This is a genomic window from Staphylococcus piscifermentans (assembly GCF_900186985.1).
GTDB classification, from domain to species: domain Bacteria; phylum Bacillota; class Bacilli; order Staphylococcales; family Staphylococcaceae; genus Staphylococcus; species Staphylococcus piscifermentans.
This window is the reverse complement of sequence record NZ_LT906447.1, coordinates 16449-40549: the sequence shown is the minus strand read 5'-3', so window position 1 is coordinate 40549 and position 24101 is coordinate 16449. Positions and strand designations below refer to the sequence as shown.

The window sequence follows — 24101 nt, the reverse complement described above, 5'->3', positions numbered from 1 at the left end:
GCATAAATAAATAAAAAAATCACCCCATTAATATTGCAAGGTGATTTACATATATAGAGAGATAAAAATATAAATTTTTAATGTACATTTAGATAGCTAAAAGCATTTACTTAAAAAATTCATTCTTATTTTCCTGTATATCCTTTTTTAGAAGTTGGGTTAAAAATCGCTAATATCAAGCCAATGACCGCAATGACGCAAATCACAATATAGGCAACACGCACACCGTGAACTAAGCCATCTATACCATATTGATGCGGATTTAATATCGCTGTATTCATCACAGTGACTAACATGGCTGATCCCATGGCAGCTCCGACTTGGCGCATTGTATTATTCATGGAAGTACCATGCGGCACCATTGGTCGTGGCAAATTATTTAGAGCAGCTGTGGTTAATGGATTGAAGACCATCGCATTGGCAGCTAATGATATCGCAAAGAATATCGTGATATAAGTAAATGACGTGTGTGCATCAATTTGTGTGAATGCAAATGAGGTCATTACGACGATTGCTAAGCCAGCAATAGATAAGAATTTACCGCCATATTTGTCGAAGATTCGACCTGTAATCGGTGATAAGATACCTGTGATTATTCCTCCTGGCATTAATGCTAAACCAGATTTCAATGGTGAAAAATGATGTAAATCCTGCATATAGAAAGATAATACTGTTTGACTTCCAATAAAGGAAATAAAGACAATACATACCAGAATCATATTCATGGTAAAGGACTTATAACTAAATACGCGCACATTAAGAAATGGATTTTTCATTCTTAATTGTTTTAATACAAAGAAGGTCAAGATGATGACGCCGACGATAATCATTGAATATACAAGCGGATGTGTCCATCCTAAGTTGCCCGCTTCACTAAATCCAAACAGCAAAGCCGCAAATCCTAATGTCGATAATGTCACGGACAGCATATTCAATTTCGGTTTCGTCACATCTGTCACGTTCTTCACATATTTCAACGCAAACAATAAATCTATAATCGTCACGACTAACAAGATATAGAAAATTACTTTCCAACTATATTGAGAAACTACCCAACCTGATAGTGTCGGACCAATTGCAGGCGCAAACCCAACAACTAAACCGAACATTCCCATGGCTTGGCCACGTTTATTAGCTGGATATACTAAGAACAATACTGTTTGCATGAGTGGCATAAGAATACCTGCGCCCATGGCTTGAACCGCACGTCCAATTAATATCACATTAAATTGATCAGTAGCTACGCATATGAGCGATCCGATAATGAAGAACGTCAATGCTGAAAAATAAAGCGTTCTCGTCGTAAAACGTTGTGTTAAATAGGCAGTTATCGGAATCATAATTCCATTCACTAACATAAATATAGAAGTCAGCCATTGCACTGTACTGCTGGTTAAATGCATTTGTTTCATGATGCTCGGCAATGCAGTTGTCATCAATGTTTGGTTCAATATCGCTACAAATGAACCTATCATTAAAATGGCAACGAGCAATGTCTTATCACGTTTCTCTAACTGTGCCAAAATAACATCCCTCTCATCAATTATTTACTCGAACATTCCAATAATAAATGGATTATTATCCGCTTGTCAATATTGCCGTTTATTTATACTTTTTTCTTTTGAAAAATAAAAAGACTACTCTCTCAGACAAAACACTTTACCCGTTTCTTGTCGTTTGATGAGTAGTCAATTACTTTATTTTATATTTTGTAAGACTTCTTTGCGAAGGTTCCCTCTTAATTCTGCCATCGTATTAAGGTTGTACTTTTGATATTCACCTGAAGCAATTCTGAAAGCATGTACGCCGATAACTTCACTTTTACTATTTAAAATCGCACCGCCTGAAGAGCCTGGCTCAGCCATCATTTGATAGTAGCCGATTGGATTGACGTTACGTGCCATCATGGAATATTTACCTCTTGAGTGATACATCGTCCCCATTGGATCATTTTTGAATTGACCAGCAGGCAAACCGTAATGATATAAGTGAATCGGTGTATTGGCTTTCATATTCGTTATCGAAGCTTCTGGCGCAATTTTACGTACGCTCATATATTTAGAAATATCTTCATTCGTATACAATAAAGCCACGTCGCCATATTGCATCATTTTAACACCTGTAACTGTAAGTGTACGCATTATTTTGGAACCTTGTTGCGATAAATTGATACGTAAATTTTGCACTTTAGACGGCGTCATCGGTTTATGTGCTTGTTGATCATTCACAACGTGATTGGCTGTAAGGATAGTATGTTTGCCAATTGCTGTTCCAGTTCCATACGTTAAAGCTTTAGCTGTTGGATTCCAATTAAATACCGTCGCAATATTCGCTTCTTGGGGTGTAGTATGCTCAATACTCACACCTTTATTACCTGAAGCTTTCATAATTTTCAAAGCATCATTAATACCTGAAGCATACGTAGTCTGACCAAAATCACGTACATTATCGCCACCAGGCATATTAGCAGGCCAGCGTTTTGGCGCTTGGTTATAGTAATTGCTTGTTGTTGGTTTTGGCGCTACTTTTGGTGCAGGTTTCGGTACTGCTTTTGGCTTGCTTGCGACTTTAACCGGTGCCTTTTTGGCAGGTTGACTTTTCGTAGTGGTAGCTAACATCTGCGGTTTTGCTTTTGCGGCTACTGCAGGTTTCTTAGTGTTCACAGGTGCGACCTTTTTCGGTGCTACTGCTACTTTCTTAACCGGAGTCACTGGTTTAGGCTTAGCATTAGTTGTTTTAACTGTGCTTGCTAATAATTGCGGTTTCATTTTTGGTGCAATCTTAGCAGGTGCTTTTACGGGTTGTTTCACAGGTTGTGGTACAGTCTTGTAATTATGAGTTGCTGTCAATTTCTGAGGTGATTTATTTTTCACTATCTTAGGAGTTGTTGTGGACTGAGATGGCACGACCTTCGTATTAACAGGTTTTGTTACTGTGCGTGGTGCTTGTGTATGACTCTGATAATTTGCCTTCGCTTGAGCCTGGTTCGTCTTTCCATTGATTACTTTCTGATTGGCGACTTGTTTGACTCCTGTCATCTCTGCAGCTTGCACTTTATTCACTTGAAACATGAATAGCACACAAATCATCACTAATCCTAATGCGACGCCATAAATATATTTACTCATCCTAGCGTTCTTAGCCACTTTTCTCATCTCCCACTTATTGTGTAAAACTATACACTTTATTACTTCTTAAATATCATATACTTTACAACTATGTATAGCAATACATTTTTGCCTAAACTAATAGATTTATTTTCGTTTATTTGAAATTGCATTCCAAAACAAGGAAAAGTCTTTTTTAAATAGGAATAAAAAGAGGTTTGAAGAACTTTTAATATATGTTGAATGTATTTTTTTGTTATCGTAAAATTGAATTATATGATTGTACGAAGGAAGGAATTATTATTTTGAAAAGGATTCTAAGTATTATTATTTCAGTTTTATTTTTAGGTTCAGTTCTTATGACACCCGACGTTCACGCACAACAAACTCCGGTGGAAATTTCGAAACACTATCATCAAACTTTAGATAAGCAATATAATCCTAAAGGTGCCTATGTAATTACGCAGCAAGGTCAAATTCTTTACAATTATCAAGGAGACCATAGTATTGATCCCGCTTCTACTACTAAACTTATGACTGCTTATTTAGTTCTAGAGGCTGCCAGCCAAGGAAAGATCCATTATTCGGACAGCATTAAGATTACTCCTAGATATGAACAACTGGCGCAATTACCCAATCTCACTACTTTTCCTTTAAAAAATAAACAAACTTATACAGTGGACCAGCTCCTTAAACAGGCGATGCTTGAATCAAGCAATGCAGCAACTATCGTTCTAGCTGAGAAAGTAGATGGCGATGTTTCACGCTTCACAGATAAGATGAATGCAAAAGCGAAAGACTTAGGAATGATACATACGCATTTCACTAATCCTAGTGGCGCCAACAATCGTTTAATTCAACAATTTGCACCTAAAAAATATGCAAGCGAAACCGCTTCGAAAAGCACTGCTAAAGATATGGCGATACTATCAAGAGCGATTATTAAGAAATATCCTAAAATACTGCATTACTCTTCATTACGTACAGATTCGCAATACGGTAAAACTTTAACGAATACTAACCTTTCACTCCCAAATTCAGTTGATGCTTGTAAAGGAGTTCAAGGTTTGAAGACCGGCACAAGTGAAAACGGCTATAATTTAGCACTTACAGCCGAGCGCAACCACTTGCGTATCGATACGACAGTCATGAATGTACAACCTTATCCAAGCGAAGTTTCAAAACATGCACGCCAAAAAATCGCAAATGCTTTAACTGAAGATGCCTTCAAACATTACGAATACCGCAAAGTTATTGGTAAAGGCGAGCACGAAATTGATGGCAAAACTTATGAAGTCAAACAAGATTTATATGATGTCGTTCCGAAAGACAAGCATCAATATAAATTGAAAATCACAAATGATAAGTTGCAAGTCGATTATCCTCGTCAATTTCTAAAAGGTGCACATGCACCGAGTGTTAAAGCGCAGCATGTTATTCATTGGGGAAGACACCTTCTGGGTTTCGCCGTTATGGTTAGCGTGGTTTTATTAATATCTGCTATCATTTATATTGTAGTAAAACGTCGTAATTAATACGTCTACCTTTTATAAAAATATAACTGAAGGAGAGAGTATGGAAATGGAATTCAATGAGAACAATATCGACTTAGAGACGATTATCAGAGATGAAGTCAATAAATATTTATCCAGAGATATTGGAGACTTACCTGCGACACAACAGGCACCGCTTGAATTGAGAGAGAAATATGAAAAGATGGAAGTGCCGAATAAAGGGCGAGATATTTACGAAGTACTCAAAGATTTAAATAATGAAGTGCTGAATTATTTATATCGTCCGAACCATCCGCGTTCATTCTCATTTATACCAGGTCCAGCATCACGCCTATCGTGGCTTGGAGATATTTTAACGACAGCGAACAATATCCATGCCTCAAATTTTGCTAATGCGACGCTGCCGATCAATATTGAGCGTAATTTAATTAACTACTTAGCAGGAAAAATCGGTTATGAAATCAAACCGGCCGGCGGGGTCTTTGTTTCCGGCGGTTCAATGGCCAATTTAACAGCTATCGTTGCGGCTAGAGATGCACAAGTAGAAATGGAAGATATAAAAAAAGCCACCGTTTATCTCACATCTCAAACCCACCATTCTGTTGGCAAAGCCTTGCATGTTGCAGGCTTCCTTAAAAATAATATCCGCAGAATTGATTACAATGACGACTTTACAATGAATACAGACAGCTTAAAAGCAGCCATTGATAAAGACATTAAAGATGGCTACAAACCTGCTATGGTAATCGCGACTGCCGGCACTACTAATACAGGTTCTGTCGATGATTTCACCACACTTGGAGATATTTGTGACAACTATAATCTTTGGCTCCATGTAGATGGTGCTTATGGCTTGTCTCATATCTTATCCGACAAAGCACAGCACCTATTTAAAGGCATTGAACGTTCAGATAGTGCTAGTTGGGATGCCCACAAACTATTGTTCCAAACGTACAGCTGTGCCATGGTGATTGTGAAAGAAAAGAATCATCTGCTGCAAAGCTTTGGCGAAGATGCTGAGTACTTGGATGATATTGCTTCAGATGATGATGTGATTGATCCAGAAATGTTAGGCATTGAACTTACACGTCCAGCACGTGCTTTAAAATTATGGATTACCTTGCAAGTCATTGGTGAAGATGAAATTATCGAACGTATTAAATACGGTGAAGGTTTAGCAGAATATGCAGAAGAATACGTATCAGGTCTCGATAACTGGCGTATTATCTCACATGCTAATCTTTCTATTGTAAACTTCAGATATGAAAATAGTGATTTAACCGAAGTACAAAATAATCAACTCAATAGTATGGCTGCTCAAAAAATTGCGGATTCTGGTTATGCCATTGCTTATACCACAGTATTAAATAATCAACGTGTCATTCGTTTATGTACAACGAACCCATTAACGACACACGATGACATCAGAGAAACAATCAATCGACTCGATCAATATATTAATGATTACAATATGAAAGATGCTTAATTAAAAATACTTCCTGATAGTAAGTGACCCCCAAAAAGTTGAACTTTTTAGGGGTTTCTTTTTCTCTTATGAAGATTGATTTTCTAAGTGTAACTTAACATCTTTAGTAGGTTTTGCTGGTGTGATACGTCTGCCTTTTCCTAAAGACATTTGAATAATAGAAGAAACGAGCATGATAACATTAAAAATAATCATTAAGAAAAATACTTTATGATCTGCGTTGATGGCTACATCTTGCATTTTCTTCATATAGATTAAAGGATTAGTAATATTTTCACCATATAAGGATTGCGTTCCTTTCTGGATATTATTTTTCATCATGTAAGCAATAATAGGCACTAACATAGCCGCACTGTAATTACGCAGTGTATGCATGGTTTGCGAGCGTTGAGAGGCCTTTAATAAATCACCATCTAATAGAGTTGCCATAGCGCCGCTCACTAAGGTCATACTTGCGCCAAATCCTAATAAGAAACCTTGGAAATAGAGAAGCGGAATATTGACCGTATTCTCTAAAATAATCCAGTGAATACTGACATATAACAGGGCTGATGAGCCTAGAGCACCTAAGAATCCAGCACCCACTGCGCTATAGAAGAACATTTTCAAAAGCCCTGTAATAATTACTCCAATGAAAAAGTAAATATAAAATCTTAAAGAGATTGAAAAAGGTAATTTCAAAATACGTAAAATATACACATTAATGCCAGCAATTCCAGCTAATAAAGTGAGATGCGAAGAAATCGCCATTACCGCACCGACAAGGGGTTTCTTAGTCAATAATGATTTAAAGTGCACTACGGGATGTTCAGCTGCTTTATTAGAAATAACAAAGTTGACAATGAAGAGTAACGCTAACAGCAATAAAGGCCACACCCAGAGTGAACTCCAGCCTTTTTGCGTTAAGACCGACATAGGAAACACTAATGCTAAGGTACCTAAGACAAGTGTTGTCATCATGGGTTTACTAATATGAATGTCAGAAGTTTCATGATGTTCTTCCTTTGTTAATAAAAAATAACCAATTATGAGACATAACACTGCAGAAATAATGTTAACTATGAAAACCCATTGCCATTTGTCTAGTTCGAGCGACAAGCTGCCAGATAAACCGCCTAAAGCGTTAGCGCCGAATAAACCGACAATGACCATAAATAAGAAGACATTACGATATCTTCTCGGGAAATTGACAAACAGTTTAGGTAATAAAGTAAAGAATAAAACACCAGTACTAAAACTTTGAATGGCCTTAGCGATAGATAAAACAACTAAATCGAAAGAAAATAAACCTATAATAGATCCAATCAAAAATAAAAAAACGAAGAATAAATAATTGCGTTTAAAACCAAATTTATGAGTAAGTGTATGGCCGAGAGGAACACCCAGCGCAAATGCAAAATTGCCTATAACTGAAGGAATAATAAGATGTTGAGAGCCAATACCAAATGAAGTTTGAAGTATACCTTGATTGAGGCTATATGCTAAATTTGAAAAATACTGGGAACCAATGCCAAACACAGTAATAAAGGCAAGTACCATGATTTCTAGTACACGGCCTTTTCTTGTTAACCAAAAATCCATAATAATTACTCCCTACTAATTTTGAATCCTCAAATAAATTGTTTAACTTAACTATTCTACTCCTATTTTTTGCATTGGTAAACAATAAAGTTGTATTCTTACTCTTTCGGGAGATGTATAGAGGGGAAACGTATCATTTGTGATACGCTTCTCCTCGCATTATCTTAAATGCTCTATATACTTGCTCTAACAGTATTACCCGCATCATTTGATGTGGAAAGGTCATTTTACTGAATGAGAGGGCATAGTTACTTCTGTCTAAAACGTCTTGATGTAAGCCGTTTGAGCCGCCGATCACGAAAGTAAAATCGCTTTGTCCTTGTACCATACGTTGCTGCAAGTTCTTCGCTAACCCTTCTGATGTTAACATGTTGCCTTTAATCTCTAATGTAATCACTGTGGATTGCGGCTTGATTTTCGCTAAGAGTCGTTGTCCTTCTTTTTGTTTCACTTGTTCGACTTCTTTATCGCTCATATTTTCGGGTGCTTTTTCATCGGGTACTTCTATGACTTCAATTTTAGTGTAAGCACCTAAGCGTTTTTGATATTCGGCTATCGCTTGTTTCCAATACTTTTCTTTTAACTTACCAACAGCTAAAACTGTAATTTTCATTTGAATCCTCCAAATATTCAGAAGTTATTCGAGTTATCCACAAGTTATTCACTTATACACACGATTCTGTCTTAATAAGTGGCTTATGTATATAAATTCAGTACTTTTTTACTCACTTCATCCTCAATTCTGTGATTAACTTGTTAATATGTGGATAACTCTGTTGATAATGTGGGTATTTCTTTGTGGATTGTGCACAGTTGTGAGTAACTTGTCCTCTTTTTGTGAATAACTTTGAGGTGAGTCTTACATAGTTATTCACAAGTTAATGCTTTCTTTACATATAACTGTGTATAACTGCCACTCATTACCCTTGTTTCTCCATCCCAAATTATACCATGCAATTTTAAACAGTTTGCACTCTCCAAGTATTCTTTTCCATAGAAAAAGACTCCCGGATGTCATAGTTTGTCCGAGAGTCGTCTTAATGTGTTTGTTTAATTTAAAGAGTATAAATAGGTGTTGGTTCTGCTTTATCTGTATCGCAGAGCAATACTTCTTTATTGGTATCGATATCGTGTTGGTTCAAGACTTGTCCTACGCTCATGCGCGCCAAATCTTTCATATTGTTATCGCGTGACAAGTGTGACAGATAGATGCGTTTCGTATTGCCTGTAATGACGTCACACATTGCCATTGCAGCATCTTCGTTTGATACATGGCCCATATCACTCAAGATACGTTGTTTCGTCTTCCATGGGTAACGGCACATGCGCAACATATCTACGTCATGGTTGCTTTCGAACATGAAGGCATCACTGCCACGAATCATGCCTTTCATGCGATCTGAAACGTAACCTGTATCTGTAATCATCGTAAATTTCTTGTAGTTATTGTGGAAGATGTAAAATTGCGGATCAATCGCATCGTGAGAGACGTTGAATGATTCGATATCAAAGCCACCCAATTCATGCGTTTCGTAAGGGTTGAAGATAAATTTCTGATCCATTGGGATCTTGCTATCTTTCTTTTCAATGGCTTTCCATGTCTTCTCGTTCGCATAAATCGGTAATTTGTATTTACGCGCGAGTACGCCGAGACCTTTAATATGGTCGACATGTTCATGGGTCACTAAAATACCGTTCAAGTCCGCAATATTTCTATCAATCTTGCCAAAGAGTTCTTCCATCTTCTTGCCGGTTAATCCGACATCAACAAGCAGGCTGCCTTTATCACTTTCAACATAAGTGGCATTGCCTGTACTGCCACTCGCAAGTACGCTCATACGTATCAAGCGATTCACCCTTTCTAGTTTCCAAATCTTAATTTATATTATCGTACGTTCATTAATACTATTATCACAAATTTAAAACACTTTGTTAAAAATACGGCTTACAATGACAGGATATGTCAATGGTCATATTGCCGTTTGTGTGTCCGTACACTGCCGTACCACTTAAAAACGAAATTTCACTCTACAATTATACACCTTTTTGTCCTTACTTCCTACCTTGCAGGTAAAAAGAAAAGAGCACCCGCATAAAAGACAGGTACTCTTATTGAAAAATTTGGCTTCAACGCACAATAATCTTAGGATTCTTAGAGGTCGCTTCTACATAGTAGGTTTTATCACCTTTTTTATCTGAATGGTTAACCTTGATTTCCCAGTTAGCTTGAAAGACTTGTACGTTCGTTTCTCGAACCACTGAATAATAACCTAAACGTACGCTTGTAACGGCATCATTGCGTTTCAAGTAACGGTTGTAATATAAAGCCTCAATCGCTTTACGTGCGCTCACAACTTGCTTTTCTCGGTTATTTTCACCTTTAGAAGGTCCGATTTCAGCGATGGCTCTTTGATGATAACTACTGGCTTCCTCATTATCATTAATCTTGAACTTCAACTTTGCTTTATCGTTATTCATGATAGGCAATCCATGATAAGTTTGTTCGAAGACCGCTTCATTATCGTCTGTATTATAAAGCTGATAATATTCGCCTTTGTAAACATTATTTTTCATATAAGATTTAAGTGCAGTCACTTGATCTTTAGAAACGCTAATTGCCGGACTGATTGTACCGGCTGCTACTTTACCGCCATCCTCTGATTTCACATCAGACTTGGATTTCGCGTAGTCTTTGAAATCTTTAGAACGGCCTGTAATAAGTTGTGCTTTAATACCGCGTGCATCCGGCAGTTCTTTAGGAATTTTAATTTCTTCTTGTTTGAAATCTACTTCATTCGTATCTTCTACATCATTGATATGGGATTTATTAATTTTATTCACATACATAATGGCTAAGCTGATATTAATAATCAGGAATACGAAAATAAAGAGTGTCTTAGCATATTTCCAGTTCATTCTTGCAGACCCCCATTCTCGTAAACATACCATTTACCATTATATTGAATATACCATTCTGGTACATATTCACTTGTACGTTGAACTTCGATGTCATCATCATCTTTTTCTTGCATCTTGTAGCCGACAATCATATTCGTTACTTTTTTAAAGTCGAGATTAGGGTTGTTGGCTAAATTAGAACGTACAGTTTCTGCACCTGGTAAATCCTTCTTATCTTCTCCACTATCAATCGTAATATTCGTTTTCAATAATGAGCGCGCATAACTGAAGATTCCTTTTTCTCCCCAAGAGGTCTTAATCGTACTTAAATCATCTTTATTAAATACTGGAATACCATTTAGGAACATTTGATAAGTCAGTTCTCCGGATTTCGGATCGGCTTCAAATAAGCGATAATCATCTGTGAAGCCACCGTGACTGTTAATAAAGTCGAACGTACTTGGAATTGTTTTAATCATATCCTTAGATTTGGATTCATCTTCTGATAAGTTCGTGTAACGATAGAATTCACGTTTCGTATTATAAGTAGCTACACCAGTATTATTGTTATACGTTGTATTGCCGCTCTTAGAACTACGCACCACTACGGAATCATTGAATAAAATAGAGTTCATCGTTTCTACACTGATATGATTGAAAATCGTACGATAGCTTTTCAAATGCTTAGGCTTCTCTGGTGCAAAAATATGCGAAGCTGAATCAATGGTTTCTTTACCTGTGATAATCTCAGAGAACGGTGTAAGCTCAGGCTGGATGGTTTTTACCGTCTTTTTCACAGTACGGCTTGGAATGGAAGTATTCAAGCGCATTACATGATGACGGTCGTTACCGATAGCATAGAGCACAGCCGTTTTCTCTTGATCGGCGTCAATAATCAAGCGACTGAATTTGAACTTGCTTGGAATCTTAGTGTCCATATTCAAAACTTGTCCTAGATAAGTCGTTAAAGGCATATCATAGGTGAAATCCAGCGCTACAAAATTATCACTGAGTTCTGGAATAAATAAGTTATGGTCATGATAAATTTCAGACGCACTCGTAATCTTCTGGTTCTTTAATATTTTTACGACATCGCGATTCAATTTACGTGTTTCTAAGGCGCCATCCGTCTTATCACCGTGATTATAGATAATTTGATAAGGTGAGATAGCACTATCCATGGTTTCAGAATTCGGCTTGCTGATAGTATTCTCTGTAGTCTTCTTACTATCTTGGCTTTCTATATTCGCTAAATCCGGAGAAAAGTTCCACATTAAATACGTTAACACGATACTCATCAAGACGAGCAGTGTCAAAATGACTGATTTCGCCGCTTCCTTATGCCTCATCCCAATCACCATCTTCTATGACTTCACACGGTAAAGTGATGAAGATTGAAGTACCTTGGCCTTCGACACTATTTGCCCAAATACGGCCATTATGTGCTTCCACAATTTCTTTAGAAATCGCTAATCCTAGACCTGTACCGCCCATTTTACGTGCACGTGCTTTATCAACACGGAAGAAACGGTCGAATATCTTATCTACTTTAGTAATCGGAATACCGATGCCGTTATCTTTGATACGAATCGTCATGCGATTATAGAGCGGATTAGGTTTCACATGAAACTCTACGCGTTTATCGCCGCGTGAATATTTCGTCGCATTAGTGATGACGTTATCAAACACTTGCGTCATCTTATCTGGATCAATTTCTGTAAAAATAGTTTCGTCTGGAATATCGCGTACAAATGTAACATCTTTGGCTGCCATTTCATGACGGTTAATAATCTTATTGATGAACATATTAAAGTCGACGATTTCTTTCGTCACTTGGTTTGAAGCATTTTCTTCATTCGCATTATCCATTTTAGATAATTGCAGCAAGTCATTGACCAGACGAATCATACGCACGGTTTCTTCTCTCGTAACAGATAAGAATTGCGGTGCGATTTCCTCATCTTTCCAAGCGCCTTCTTCCAAGGCTTCAAGATAACTGTTCATCGATGTTAATGGCGTCCGTAATTCGTGTGAAACGTTAGCTACGAACTCACGGCGTTCACGTTCATTTTGTTGTTGTTCAGTAACGTCATGCAGCACTGCGATGTAACCTGTCACAAAGCCAGTATCTTGCACAATCGTACTGAAGCTGACACGCGCAATAATGCCTTCTTCTTCGTTAATATCTAACAAGAAGCTGTTATTATTTTCTTGCATTTCATCCAAAGCAAACTCATCTTCAAGGTCTAAGACGCTGAGCATGTTGTAGCCCATAACATCTTCTTTTGCCATGCCTAACATTTTAAGCGCCATATCATTAACGATACGGATACGGCCACGACGATCGGTCGCAATAACCCCGTCGCTCATATGCGTGATAACAGAGTCCAGACGCCGCTTCTCACTCTCTGTATTCGCTTGTGCTTCTTGCACACGTTTAGATAAGTTGTTGAAGGCTAAGGCAAGCTCACCAATCTCATCGTTACCATAAATCTTCACACGCTGCGTATAGTTACCCTTAGACATTTCGACGGTTTGGTTCCGCATATCCGTAATCGGTTTAGTAATCGTACGGGCAATGAAGAAACCTAAGAGTCCTGTGATAAAGAGTGAAATTGCTGTACCAACGATAAAGATTTGGTTAAAGTTGTTTAATTGGTCATAAACGCTATCAATATCTGATTCAATATAAATATCGCCAATAACACCTTTGGATGACTTAACAGGCAAGTTATAAACCCAAACACGTTGTTTACCTTTGCCGTAGTCTTTCAGCATTGTATGATCATTAGGCTGACCAAGTGATAAAGCTTTTTGTATAGATGTATCATTGGCTTTTTGATTTACAATGCTCTGTCTAGATTGTTTAGATGTCGCAATGATAATTTGATTACGGTCAATATAATTAATTTGTTCTATCTCTTGGCGATTGGCATATTCGTTTAATAGATTTTGTATCTCTTTTTGCCCATTATCCGAATTATCTTCTTCTTTTACCTTTTCCACATTAATCTCGATCTGCTTCGCATATTGCGAAATATTGTTCTTAAAGGTCTGTGTCAATTCTCGTTCTAAGTTATTAGTAAAATATAAACCAATAATCTGCATACCGATGATAATCAACAGCACATAAACAATAACGAGTTTCGTGTGTAAGGATTGGAACTGTTTAAGCCATTTCATAAAATACGGCCTCAGTCATGTTGTTGAAGGAAATATCCAACGCCACGGCGTGTCACAATATATTCTGGATGTGACGGATCATCTTCAATTTTTTCTCTTAAACGTCTGATAGTTACATCGACAGTACGAACATCGCCGAAGTAATCATAGCCCCACACTGTTTGTAATAAGTGTTCACGTGTCATTACTTGTCCCATATGGTTTGCTAGATAGTGGAACAATTCGAATTCACGGTGTGTCAATTCGATATCTTTACCGCGTTTCTTAATAGAGTATGCATCTGGATAAATCACGATATCTTTAATCGTAATTTCATTTGGTGCATTCTCCGCTTCTTGTGCCGGTTGTGTATTACGACGACGCAAATTCGCTTTAACACGTGCAATCAATTCACGTGTGCTGAATGGTTTGGTTACATAGTCATCCGCACCAAGTTCAAGTCCTAAGACTTTATCAATTTCAGAGTCTTTTGCAGTCAACATAATAATCGGCATTTCGTACTTCTTGCGGACTTCACGACAAACCTCCATGCCATCACGTCCAGGAAGCATAATATCTAAAAGTACGATATCTGGTTCTTCTTCATAAATTAAGTCGATTGCATCATTCCCATCATATGCACAAAAGACTTCATAACCTTCTTTTTTCAAATTAAATTCTAGAATATCAGCAATAGGTTTTTCATCGTCTACTACAACTACTTTTCTCGCCATAATCCTAAACCTCATTTCTAATCTTAAATAATCGTACATGAATCTATTATAAATTTACATAAGTATCTACTATATAATTTACCATTTTTGACGTACCAATTCTATTTTCCTAACAAATTTAAAAGGATTGTCGACAATTGAACAAAAATATTGTATAGAAAGTGATAAAAGCGCAGAAGGTAAAACGTGGTTACTGTTTAAAAATGGTAAATGTGATTTACTGAAAGAGTCATGCATACGGATATATTATAGCATCTCATCGCTCATTCGCATTGTAAATTGTTTATGAAGGGATAGGGGACGGGTTGGGATGAGGAACGGTATTAATCCTGAATTCTGTAATTAGTTTGTTATACTGAAGGGAGAGATTAAATACAGAGGAGTTTATATATGCTATCTGATTCAACTTATCTTAAACGAGCACTGAAAATGTTTCTGTTGATGACTTGTTTTCTCGTACTCAGCATCATCTTAGCTTACATATTTCATCCTTCATTCAATACACTTAAAAGTATTGGAGACAAAATACCTGAGCATCTTGACCATGAAGCTGGTTTACACAAAGTATGGGGATTTATTTATGAAAATGGACTGAGAGTACCGTCTCAAATGTTTATCTTAGCGCTCATACCTATCCCTCTCCTTTATTTATTAAACACAATTTTTACCGCTGTACTTCCAGGAGTATTATTGGGATTTTTACTTAACTTTACGCCTTACCGTGGCTTTATAGCTATTATTGCAACTATACCTCACTATACATTTGAGATGTTTGGTTTATGCGTTGTGGCGAGTGGATTATATAAGGTTAATCAAGCTATTATTCGAAAAATTACTAATCTATTTCGCAGCAATAAAAAAGAAAACTATTCTCTTAAAGAAGCGCTTCTCAATTTGATTAAAGCATTTGTACTGATTGGGTTACCATTAATTATCATCGCAGCTTTTTTAGAAACCTATGTCAGTGAATGGATTTTTAAAATCTTTACATAATATTAATAAAAAAGCATAAAAAAATTGCCCACCCTATTGGATGAGCAATATACGGTCTCGACGGGAATCGAACCCGCGATCTCCTGCGTGACAGGCAGGCGTGTTAACCGCTACACTACGAGACCAGAAATGGTGACTCCTACGGGACTCGAACCCGTGTTACCGCCGTGAAAGGGCGGTGTCTTAACCGCTTGACCAAGGAGCCATTTCTTAAGCACAAGATTGATTATATCAAGCGGTATTAAAAAACACAAGCTATTTTTAAAGTTTTTTTGTATAATTTTTACATAACCCAATTTAGGAGGAAATTTATGGAACATACTACTATTTCTGGGGGTCATAACAGAAAAGAGAAAAAATTATCACTCACACAAATTGTTGTCCGCATATTATTTTTAACCATAGGTGCATTACTTACAGCTGCAGGGCTGGAACTTTTCTTAGTGCCGAACAAATTGCTTGATGGAGGCATTGTCGGTATCTCAATTATTTTATCCCACTTAACAGGATGGTCGCTCGGCCTATTTATTTTCATACTCAATTTACCGTTTTTCTTTTTAGGATATAAACAAATAGGTAAGACGTTTGCTATCTCTACTTTATATGCAATTACCATTCTTTCTGTAGGTACCACACTCTTGCATCCCGTACAAGCTGTAGTTAAAGAACCGCTTCTCATCACTATTTTCGGCGGAGCTATTGTCGGAATCGGCGTAGGGTTGGTAATACGTGCAGGCGGTACGATGGATGGTACCGAAATCATGTCTATCCTCTTGAACAATAAAGTTCCTTTTTCCGTAGGTGAAATCGTCATGATTTTCAACTTCTTCATCTTTGCGCTTGCAGGATTTATTTTCACTTGGGAAAGTGCGATGTACAGCTTTGTAGCCTACTTTATCGCGTTCAAGATGATTGATTTGATACTTGTCGGTCTCGATGAGTCGAAAGCCGTCTGGATTATCAGTGATGATTATAAAGAAATCGGAGAAGCCATCAATGACCGTCTTGGGCGTGGGGTGACTTACTTAAATGCGGAGGGCGCTTATACTGGCGAACCGCGTAAAGTCGTTTTCTGTGTTATCACACGTGTCGAAGAAGCCAAATTGAAAGAGTTTGTGATGCAAATCGATCCGAACGCCTTCTTGTCCTTCGGTAATGTTTCTGAAGTACGTGGCGGTCATCATCGCAAGAAAGATATTCACTAAATTAGAGGGCAGGTGTGGGGTGGCTGGACGTGTAATGTGATGGAGCGACGGACCGGCGGGGAATGCAGAGGATTCTAGACACTTCTCGGAATCTTGTGTCTAGATTACGCCCTTTTCTAGACACTTCTCGGAATCTTGTGTCTAGATTATACCCTTTTCTAGACACTTCCCAAAAACTTGTGTCTAGATTACATGCTTTTCTAGACACTTCTCTAAATCTTGTGTCTAGATTACATGCTTTTCTAGACACTTCCCAAAAACTTGTGTCTAGATTACATGCTTTTCTAGACACTTCCCAAAAACTTGTGTCTAGATTATACCCTTTTCTAGACACTTCCCAAAAACTTGTGTCTAGATTATACCCTTTTCTAGACACTTCCCAAAAACTTGTGTCTAGATTATACCCTTTTCTAGACACTTTCGCCTAACTAGTGTCTAAATCGACCCGCCGCTGCCCAATCCCACAAGACCACCAATCACAATATACAAAACATTCAACTCATATATAAAAAAAACGTACACATCTTCATGATATGCACGTCTTTTTTATCCAATTATGACCATAAAGGTTTTAACATGTTTGTTTGTGTACGATCAGGACCTACTGAGAAGATTGAAATGCCTACACCAGAAAGCTCAGAAATACGTTCTAAATAATGGCGTGCATTTTCTGGAAGTGCTTCTAAAGATTGTACGCCTGTAATATCTTCTGTCCATCCAGGTAATTCTTCATAGATAGGTTTGCAACGTTTCAAGTCATTTAAGTTCGCAGGGTATTCAGTGATTTCTTTTCCATCCAACTCATAAGCCACGCAAATTTTAACAGTGTCTAAACCAGTTAAAACGTCAATTGAGTTGATAGATAAATCAGTAATACCACTCACGCGACGTGAATGACGTAATACGACTGAGTCGAACCAGCCGACACGACGAGGACGACCTGTAGTTGTACCGTATTCACGACCGACTTCACGGATGTGATGACCATCTTCATCAAATAATTCAGTAGGGAATGGACCGTCACCCACACGTGAAGTATATGATTTACATACACCGATTACTTTAGATACTGCAGTTGGACCTACGCCACCGCCGACAGTTACGTTACCAGCAATCGGGTTGCTTGATGTAACGAACGGATATGTACCATGGTCGATATCAAGCATTACACCTTGCGCGCCTTCGAATAACACACGTTCATTTGCTGCTAAAGCGTCATCTAAGATTTTAGGTGTGTCTGTTACATATTCTTTCAAACGTTGACCTGCTGCGTAATATTCTTCGAAGATATCTTCGAAAGCAGGAGCTTCTTCGTTAAACATACCTTTGAAGTATGCTGATTTGTATTCAAGATTTGATTTTAATAATCTTTCAAAAGTTTCTTTGTCTAATAAATCCGCCATACGGATTCCGATTCTTTGTGCTTTATCAACGTATGCTGGGCCGATACCTTTCTTAGTCGTACCGATTTTGTTATCGCCGCGAAGACGTTCTTCATACTCATCTTGTAATAAGTGGTAAGGCAAAATAACTTGAGCACGGTTTGAAATGCGCAAATTATTTGTTGGAATACCGCGTTCGTTTAATGCATCCAACTCTTTCAATAAAGCAACAGGATCTACAACTACACCGTTACCAATCACTGAAAGTTTATCTTGATAAAAAATTCCTGATGGTACTAAGTGCAATTTGTAAGTTTCGCCGCCAAATTTGATTGTATGACCAGCGTTGTTACCGCCTGAAAAACGTGTAATCACGTCTGCTTGTTCTGCTAAAAAGTCTGTAATTTTACCTTTACCTTCGTCTCCCCATTGTGTCCCAACAACTACGATTGATGACATAAGAGCACCTCCAAGTTATTCTCAATTAACCATTAAGTATTCTATCAATTGTAAGCGTGTAATGCAAATAGAAAACGAACATTATTTTTTACAGTTTTTAGACAAAAAGCACTTCATCGATTTCAGCGACAAAATGCCTTCACGCCTTTATTAATGGTGTTTTAAGACTTATTTCATCAAGAATGTTACACATACTTATTGACATTTACCTTCTTTTAAATCGACTTAAAACCGTACATTAATATACATCCAACTATAATTGTACGTAAAAATTTATTTTTTCACTCTCCAAAAAATTTTTTCAAACCTAAAAAAAGAGGTTGAAATCTAGTTTCAACCTCCCGTAATTTACATCATATCTGCATGTGCATAATCAATATCTGTAAATTTATTGTATTGTTTCATGAAGTGTAATTTAACGGTACCGGTTGGACCGTTACGTTGTTTAGCAATAATGACTTCGATTTCGCCGTTATCATCATTCGCTACAGGTTCCATGCCACCATCATCGTCGTCTTCGTCTCCTTCGCGATTGTAATAATCATCACGGTATAAAAAGGCTACAATATCGGCATCTTGCTCGATGGAACCAGATTCACGGATATCACTCATCATTGGACGTTTATCTTGTCGTTGTTCCACACCACGTGATAACTGACTTAATGCAATAACAGGGCATTCAAGTTCACGTGCTATGGCTTTGAGCGTTCTGGAAATCTCAGATACTTCTTGTTGACGGTTGTCTGACATACGAGAACCGCTTCCCATAATCAACTGCAAGTAGTCGATTACAATCATATCTAAACCATGCTCTTGCTTTAAACGGCGGCATTTCGAACGTAAATCTGTAATACGTATACCTGGCGTATCATCAATAAAGATTTTCGTTCTAGACAATTTACCGACAGCTACTGTAAAGCGATTCCAGTCTTCTTCAGTCATTGTACCTGTACGTAAACGGTTAGAGTCTACGTTTCCTGAGCTACAAATCATACGTGTAGCCAACTGATCAGCACCCATCTCAAGAGAGAAGATACCTACAGTGTAGTTGCCTTCATTAGTCGCAACCTTTTGCGCAATATTTAAAGCGAAGGCAGTCTTACCTACTGATGGGCGGGCTGCTAAAATGATTAAATCATTGCGGTTGAAACCGGCTGTCATTTGGTCTAAATCTCGATAACCTGTAGGAATACCAGGAGTCTGGCCGCTATTTTGATCGAGCTCTTCGGCATTCTCATAAACCTGACCTAAGACATCCCTGATATCTTTAAAGCCTTCTGATTCTCTTGTGGCAGAGAGTTCTAAAATTTTTCTTTCGGCATCACTTAAAATGTCATCTAAATCGAGTTCTGTATCATAACCGTCTTTCGCAATTTGGTCCGCAACACGAATCAAATTACGTTTCGCTGCAAGCTTATAGACGATTTCTCGATAATATTCAATATTGCGGGTTGTCGGTACTTTATTAGCTAATTCAGCCAAGTACTGCGGTCCGCCCGCTTCACTTAATGTTCCTTCTGATGTCAGCTGATCCATCAAGGTAACGACATCAATATCACTATTTTCCTCAGAGAGGTGCATCATCGCACGGAAAATGTGTTGGTGTGCGCCTCTATAAAAGGACTCAGGAAGTAAGACTCCCTGAGTTTCCCCGATGAGCTGCGGATCAATAATAATGGCACCTAAGACAGATTGCTCAGCCTCATTGTTATGCGGCATTTGGTTTTGTTCGTACATTCCATCCATTATGATTACACCTCTGATTTATTCCATTTCAAACTTATTGTTCTACAGTGTGGACACGAATTGTACCATCGACTTCTTTATCTAATTTAACAGGTACATTTGTATAACCTAACGCATGGATACCATTCGGTAAGTCCATTTTACGTTTATCAATTTTGATATCGTGTTGTTTTTGTAAGGCTTGTGCGATTTGTTTAGTGCTGACAGAACCGAAGAGTTTGCCGCCTTCGCCTGATTTAGCTGTTACTTCAACTTCGATATCTTCTAATTTTTTCTTCAATGCTTTAGCGTCTTCAATTTCTTGTTCTCTTTCTTGTTCAGCGCGTTTATTTTGTTGTTGCAATTGTTTTAAATTACCTGGAGTTGCTTCTACAGCAACGTTTTTCTTGAATAAGAAGTTATTTGCATAACCTACTGGTACGTCTTTAACTTCACCTTTTTTGCCTTTACCTTTAACATCTTGTGTAAAAATTACTTTCATGCTTCTTCACTCCTACTCATTTGTTCATCTATCGCTTGTTGTAATTGTTGTACTGCTTCTTCTACTGATACACCTTTGATTTGAGTTGCAGCATTGGTTAAATGACCGCCGCCTCCTAACGCTTCCATTGTCAGTTGGACGTTAATAGAACCGAGCGAGCGGGCAGAAATACCGACTAGGTCATCTTCTCTACGTGCAACCACGTAAGAAGCTTCTACACCATCTAAACTTAACAATTCATCCGCAGCTTGTGCAACTGTTACAGGATGATAAATTTTGTCGTTTGAGCCATGTGCAATTGCTATGCCGTGATCTTGCAGTTTAACCGTACGGATTAATTCTGAACGATTGATATACGTATCAATATCATCTTTTAAGAAATGTTGTGTCAGAATCGTATCTGCGCCGTGTGCACGCAAGTAACTTGCCGCATCAAAGGTTCTGGAACCGGTACGTAACGTAAAGTTTCTTGTATCTACAATAATACCTGCATACATAATTGTGGATTCCAGTCTTGTTAAACGTTGCTCTGTCGGTTGATATTCCAACAACTCGGTTACCAGTTCTGCTGTAGAGCTGGCATATGGTTCCATATAAACCAAGAGTGGATGAGAGATAAAGCTTTCACCACGACGGTGATGGTCAATAACCACTTTGCGGTTGGCTTTATTTAAAATATTTTCATCTAAGACCATCTCTGGTTTATGTGTATCTACTACGACGAGTGTCGTTTTGGATGTCATCATATCCCATGCTTCATCAGAAGTAAGGAAGCGATCTTTCAATTCTGGTTTCTTGTCAATTTCATCCATAACGCGTCGCAATGTTGGATCGATATCTTCCTCATTCAATACAATATAAGCGTCTAAGTTATTCATCATAGCAAAGCGTGAAACACCGATAGCTGCACCGATTGCGTCTAAATCAGGACGTTTATGTCCCATGATAATTACTTTGTCGCCTTCCATTAAGATATCTTTCAAGGCGTGAGAAATAACGCGGGCACGTACTCGGGTTCTTTTTTCCATCGGGTCAGTCTTACCGCCGTAGAAACGTACGTTGCCGTTAATATGTTTGATTGCGACTTGGTCACCGCCGCGTCCTAATGCTAAATCCAGTCCAGATTGTGATAATTCACCTAAATCGATGAGGTTCTCTGAGCCTTCCCCTACCCCGATACTTAGAGTCAATTGAGCACGGTACCCGACACTTTTTTCACGTAAGTGTTTTAGAATATCGAAGTTCGAGTCTTCTAATTGGGATAAGATACGTTGGTTCAAATAAGCTACGAATTGGTCTGAGCTGTAACGTTTGAAGTAGATATCATATTCTGAAGCCCAACGACTGATGACACGTGTCACCATTGAGTTGATTTCAGAACGTTGTGTATCATTCATATTTTGTGTAATTTCATCGTAGTTATCTAAGAATAATGTCGCAATGATTGGTTTGGAATCTTCATACAATTGAGTTGTATGTACCTCTTCTGTAATATCGAAGAAGTAAAGTACGCGTTCTTCTTCAGAATAACGGACGCGATAATGATAACTGCCATCAGTAATTTCAATTTCTTGTGTCTTCTCTAATTGTTTCAGAATGTTAGGATACACTTCATTTATCGGATCTGAGATAACATTACGGTCTAACCGATCAGACATGAAATGGTTCATCCATTCTACATCCTCATTTTCATCTAAGACAATCACACCGATCGGCAAGCTTTTAATTGCTATGCTGTTACCGGCTGATATTTGTCCGCTTAAATCATCTACATAATTATCCAAACGTAAGAATGCATTGCGCAGTGCAAATGCACTGATAAAAATCATTACCAGCAAAACTGCTGAAGCAATACCTGCTACGAGCTGATTAAAGACAAACCAGACTACCACGAGTGCAATAGCAGTTAATACCATCAATAAAAAAGGAATAATCAGTGCTTTCTTAGTGGATTGACGATTCATTCTGTCACCTCAAATCATTTTTTGATAAATCGTTTTAAGTTGAAACATAAATCTACTACACCTAAGAGTCCGATGACTGGTAAAACAGGTGTTAATAAAAATCCTAAAATCATTAATATAATGCCTATACCAGGTGGCAGTTGTTTTACTTTTGCAAAGAAAGCAATCACGCTTAAACCTTGAATAAACATGACAAACGAAAGGATTACTTGCATATTCAAGACAATACTTTGGAAAGTTCCTGGTTGTGATGCAAACATGACACACAACAGAACGATAAAGTAGATATATGCTAATATGCGATTGAATTGCCATGCGAATAATGGTCTGAATACAGGTGTTGCAATCTTGAATTTACGTAAAATCGGAAATGTTACAATCAAATTAATTAAAATCAAGAAGAAAATTGCGATGATGATATAGCTTGGCAATTGCACAGCCATTTGGCGGAAGCCCTCTTCTAATACACCACGAGATGCTGAGTCTAAACCGCTCATCGCCATCATATCGTACAATTGATCTTTAGACGGTTTCACAAGTACTTGGGTATTCGGAATACGCTTGAATACTTGCAGCATCATAAACGCGCCTAACGTTAAAATACTCATATATGTAGTTGAGATATAAAGTATGCGTTCTTTAGAAGTTCGTTCTTTTAATAGCTGACCTACAATTAAGCTCAATAGTAAGACAAAAACAATGTAGCTAAGAAGTCCTTCACTTCCAAAAAATACTACTAAAACAACTGTAATGAGTGCGCCTATGCCGAATGACATGATGGACTTATGCCATAAAATGATTCCAGGCACTGTTGCTACAAAGAACAATAGTAGTCCAGCAAACGGCAGAAAGTAGGTGACTGCTGCAACAATAATGAGTGCTAATGTTGCGAGAAACGTCGCCTTAAAGTCTATTTTTGCAAACAAATTCGCCACTCCTATACTTTAGTAACTATAAGAATTATTTTAACATAGTTGGCAAGAATCACCTACTTCATTTACCTTGTAAGAAACATGAAACTGCAAGTGTTGATTAAGCCGTTAACATTTATCAACTTATTCTATTCAATTTCTCTTCTCTAGCTATGTTTTCAAAATATTAATTGAGGTACAATTTCATTAAAGAAGTCACTCGAGTTTAAATGGAAGGAGGTCATTTGATATGTCCATCGGATCTATTATTTTTTACGTGATTATATTTTTATTATTATTCATTGCAGGGGCTATATTATTAAAAGAACTTACTAAACCTAAACATTTACGTAATCAATATCAGACACTTGTCGCTAATATTATGGTGCTTGTCGCTATGGTTATTTTATTAATCGGCAGCTTAATACAACACTTTATTAAATAATTAGGCTTTATTAATTATTTGTTAAAATCTGCA

The 24101-nt window shown here is 37.6% G+C and carries 19 protein-coding genes and 2 tRNA genes; 5 read left to right on the top strand and 16 right to left on the bottom strand.

The genetic code is table 11. The annotated features are described in order from the left end of the window. Positions 1-125: 125 nt before the first annotated feature. Both CKV71_RS00165 and CKV71_RS00160 read right to left on the bottom strand, forming a co-directional pair. Positions 126-1523, bottom strand: a complete 1398-nt coding sequence (locus CKV71_RS00165; RefSeq protein WP_095102413.1) for an MDR family MFS transporter — start codon at positions 1521-1523, stop codon at positions 126-128. A 174-nt stretch (positions 1524-1697) separates the two neighbouring features. Further along, a complete protein-coding gene (locus CKV71_RS00160) occupies positions 1698-3155 on the bottom strand; it encodes a trypsin-like serine protease (RefSeq protein WP_231917525.1) in 1458 nt (485 codons plus the stop codon). Positions 3156-3412: 257 nt separating this feature from the next. Here CKV71_RS00160 and pbp4 point away from each other — a divergent pair, with 257 nt between their 5' ends. Next, complete coding sequence (pbp4, locus tag CKV71_RS00155) at positions 3413-4642, top strand: penicillin-binding protein PBP4 (protein WP_095107163.1); 1230 nt, start codon at positions 3413-3415, stop codon at positions 4640-4642. Positions 4643-4688: 46 nt separating this feature from the next. Beyond that, the gene (locus tag CKV71_RS00150; RefSeq protein WP_167376353.1) at positions 4689-6107 is read left to right on the top strand and encodes a pyridoxal phosphate-dependent decarboxylase family protein; all 1419 of its coding nucleotides are present in this window, start codon (positions 4689-4691) and stop codon (positions 6105-6107) included. Positions 6108-6173: 66 nt separating this feature from the next. On the opposite strand, the gene CKV71_RS00145 is transcribed toward CKV71_RS00150, so the two are convergent. From CKV71_RS00145 to yycF, 7 genes are all read right to left on the bottom strand, one after another. After that, positions 6174-7688: an MFS transporter gene (locus CKV71_RS00145; RefSeq protein ID WP_167376352.1), complete on the bottom strand. Its 1515-nt coding sequence runs from the start codon at positions 7686-7688 to the stop codon at positions 6174-6176. 133 nt (positions 7689-7821) lie between these two features. Further along, the gene (gene rlmH / locus CKV71_RS00140) at positions 7822-8301 is read right to left on the bottom strand and encodes a 23S rRNA (pseudouridine(1915)-N(3))-methyltransferase RlmH (protein ID WP_095102408.1); all 480 of its coding nucleotides are present in this window, start codon (positions 8299-8301) and stop codon (positions 7822-7824) included. A 442-nt stretch (positions 8302-8743) separates the two neighbouring features. Then, the gene (locus CKV71_RS00135) at positions 8744-9544 is read right to left on the bottom strand and encodes an MBL fold metallo-hydrolase (RefSeq protein ID WP_095102406.1); all 801 of its coding nucleotides are present in this window, start codon (positions 9542-9544) and stop codon (positions 8744-8746) included. A gap of 271 nt (positions 9545-9815) precedes the next feature. Beyond that, complete coding sequence (locus CKV71_RS00130; protein WP_095102405.1) at positions 9816-10604, bottom strand: two-component system regulatory protein YycI; 789 nt, start codon at positions 10602-10604, stop codon at positions 9816-9818. Next, entirely contained in the window at positions 10601-11935 is a 1335-nt protein-coding gene (locus CKV71_RS00125) for a YycH family regulatory protein (RefSeq protein WP_095102404.1), read from the bottom strand. Before CKV71_RS00125 ends, CKV71_RS00130 begins: the two co-directional genes overlap by 4 nt. Next, positions 11925-13769, bottom strand: coding sequence for a cell wall metabolism sensor histidine kinase WalK (gene walK / locus CKV71_RS00120; RefSeq protein WP_095102403.1), 1845 nt, complete (start codon positions 13767-13769; stop codon positions 11925-11927). Before walK ends, CKV71_RS00125 begins: the two co-directional genes overlap by 11 nt. An 11-nt stretch (positions 13770-13780) precedes the next feature. Continuing rightward, a complete protein-coding gene (yycF, locus tag CKV71_RS00115) occupies positions 13781-14482 on the bottom strand; it encodes a response regulator YycF (protein ID WP_095102401.1) in 702 nt (233 codons plus the stop codon). A gap of 390 nt (positions 14483-14872) precedes the next feature. On the opposite strand from yycF, the gene CKV71_RS00110 reads away from it, so the two are divergent. Further along, a complete protein-coding gene (locus tag CKV71_RS00110; protein ID WP_095102399.1) occupies positions 14873-15475 on the top strand; it encodes a stage II sporulation protein M in 603 nt (200 codons plus the stop codon). Positions 15476-15527: 52 nt separating this feature from the next. Here the strand turns inward: CKV71_RS00110 and CKV71_RS00105 are convergent. Next, a tRNA-Asp gene (locus tag CKV71_RS00105) sits at positions 15528-15600 on the bottom strand. Between the two features lie 5 nt (positions 15601-15605). Beyond that, a tRNA-Glu gene (locus CKV71_RS00100) sits at positions 15606-15680 on the bottom strand. A gap of 106 nt (positions 15681-15786) precedes the next feature. Between CKV71_RS00100 and CKV71_RS00095 the strand changes: the two genes are divergently transcribed. Then, complete coding sequence (locus CKV71_RS00095; protein WP_095102398.1) at positions 15787-16680, top strand: YitT family protein; 894 nt, start codon at positions 15787-15789, stop codon at positions 16678-16680. Between the two features lie 554 nt (positions 16681-17234). On the opposite strand, the gene CKV71_RS00090 is transcribed toward CKV71_RS00095, so the two are convergent. From CKV71_RS00090 to CKV71_RS00070, 5 genes are all read right to left on the bottom strand, one after another. Beyond that, positions 17235-18521, bottom strand: a complete 1287-nt coding sequence (locus tag CKV71_RS00090; protein WP_095102395.1) for an adenylosuccinate synthase — start codon at positions 18519-18521, stop codon at positions 17235-17237. 348 nt (positions 18522-18869) lie between these two features. Next, complete coding sequence (dnaB, locus tag CKV71_RS00085; RefSeq protein WP_095102392.1) at positions 18870-20267, bottom strand: replicative DNA helicase; 1398 nt, start codon at positions 20265-20267, stop codon at positions 18870-18872. A gap of 34 nt (positions 20268-20301) precedes the next feature. After that, complete coding sequence (rplI, locus tag CKV71_RS00080) at positions 20302-20748, bottom strand: 50S ribosomal protein L9 (protein WP_046099742.1); 447 nt, start codon at positions 20746-20748, stop codon at positions 20302-20304. Then, entirely contained in the window at positions 20745-22712 is a 1968-nt protein-coding gene (locus CKV71_RS00075) for a DHH family phosphoesterase (RefSeq protein WP_095102389.1), read from the bottom strand. The genes rplI and CKV71_RS00075 overlap by 4 nt, the downstream gene beginning before the upstream one ends. Positions 22713-22726: 14 nt before the next feature. Then, positions 22727-23653 (bottom strand): DUF2232 domain-containing protein, encoded by a 927-nt coding sequence (locus tag CKV71_RS00070; protein WP_186824468.1) that lies wholly within the window; start codon positions 23651-23653, stop codon positions 22727-22729. 220 nt (positions 23654-23873) lie between these two features. Here CKV71_RS00070 and CKV71_RS00065 point away from each other — a divergent pair, with 220 nt between their 5' ends. Continuing rightward, positions 23874-24068, top strand: a complete 195-nt coding sequence (locus tag CKV71_RS00065) for a hypothetical protein (protein WP_095102384.1) — start codon at positions 23874-23876, stop codon at positions 24066-24068. Positions 24069-24101 lie beyond the last annotated feature (33 nt).

Bases quoted from the DNA above. Each gene is read 5' to 3' on its own strand.
- CKV71_RS00150 (WP_167376353.1), top strand. From the start codon at position 4,689: ATGGAATTCAATGAGAACAATATCGACTTAGAGACGATTATCAGAGAT.
- CKV71_RS00160 (WP_231917525.1), bottom strand. From the start codon at position 3,155: ATGAGAAAAGTGGCTAAGAACGCTAGGATGAGTAAATATATTTATGGC.
- walK (WP_095102403.1), bottom strand. From the start codon at position 13,769: ATGAAATGGCTTAAACAGTTCCAATCCTTACACACGAAACTCGTTATT.
- rplI (WP_046099742.1), bottom strand. From the start codon at position 20,748: ATGAAAGTAATTTTTACACAAGATGTTAAAGGTAAAGGCAAAAAAGGT.
- CKV71_RS00145 (WP_167376352.1), bottom strand. From the start codon at position 7,688: ATGGATTTTTGGTTAACAAGAAAAGGCCGTGTACTAGAAATCATGGTA.
- CKV71_RS00095 (WP_095102398.1), top strand. From the start codon at position 15,787: ATGGAACATACTACTATTTCTGGGGGTCATAACAGAAAAGAGAAAAAA.
- CKV71_RS00090 (WP_095102395.1), bottom strand. From the start codon at position 18,521: ATGTCATCAATCGTAGTTGTTGGGACACAATGGGGAGACGAAGGTAAA.
- CKV71_RS00125 (WP_095102404.1), bottom strand. From the start codon at position 11,935: ATGAGGCATAAGGAAGCGGCGAAATCAGTCATTTTGACACTGCTCGTC.
- rlmH (WP_095102408.1), bottom strand. From the start codon at position 8,301: ATGAAAATTACAGTTTTAGCTGTTGGTAAGTTAAAAGAAAAGTATTGG.
- CKV71_RS00075 (WP_095102389.1), bottom strand. From the start codon at position 22,712: ATGAATCGTCAATCCACTAAGAAAGCACTGATTATTCCTTTTTTATTG.
- dnaB (WP_095102392.1), bottom strand. From the start codon at position 20,267: ATGGATGGAATGTACGAACAAAACCAAATGCCGCATAACAATGAGGCT.
- CKV71_RS00065 (WP_095102384.1), top strand. From the start codon at position 23,874: ATGTCCATCGGATCTATTATTTTTTACGTGATTATATTTTTATTATTA.
- CKV71_RS00130 (WP_095102405.1), bottom strand. From the start codon at position 10,604: ATGAACTGGAAATATGCTAAGACACTCTTTATTTTCGTATTCCTGATT.
- CKV71_RS00110 (WP_095102399.1), top strand. From the start codon at position 14,873: ATGCTATCTGATTCAACTTATCTTAAACGAGCACTGAAAATGTTTCTG.
- yycF (WP_095102401.1), bottom strand. From the start codon at position 14,482: ATGGCGAGAAAAGTAGTTGTAGTAGACGATGAAAAACCTATTGCTGAT.